The 394-nt window shown below is 67.0% G+C and carries 1 protein-coding gene; it reads left to right on the top strand.

Translation table 11 applies throughout. The features are described 5' to 3' along the window. Window positions 1-7: 7 nt before the first annotated feature. A partial coding sequence (locus tag KVT44_RS55640) for an aldehyde dehydrogenase family protein (protein WP_254651240.1) occupies window positions 8-394 on the top strand: 387 nt, incomplete at its 3' end.

The following is a 394-nucleotide window of genomic DNA, read 5'->3' on the forward strand; positions in this document are numbered from 1 at the left end:
GTGGAAGCTGTTCCCCGCGCACGCGCCCGGCTGCACGGACGTGATCAAGCCGTCCGAGGTGACACCCACCTCCACGCTCCGGCTGGCGGAGCTGTGTGTGGAGGCGGGCTTCCCTCAGGGTGTTGTGAACGTGGTGACCGGCTTCGGCCGGCCCACCGGCGGGGCTCTGTCCGGCCACGAGGGCGTCGCCAAGATCGTGTTCACCGGCTCCACCAGCGCGGGCAAGGCGATGCTGGACGCCGCCGCATCCCGATTGGGCGGCGTCACCCTGGAACTGCCGACCGGCGAGATCCTGGCCCTCACTGTCCGTACTATTTCTGTTTTTAATCTGTCTATTCTTTTCCTGGCCGGGATCGTCCGCCCCGACGAGGGCACCGTGGAGTACGCCGGTGAA

Origin of the sequence: Streptomyces sp. GbtcB7 (assembly GCF_019091445.1) — a bacterium.
GTDB lineage: Bacteria > Actinomycetota > Actinomycetes > Streptomycetales > Streptomycetaceae > Streptomyces > Streptomyces mirabilis.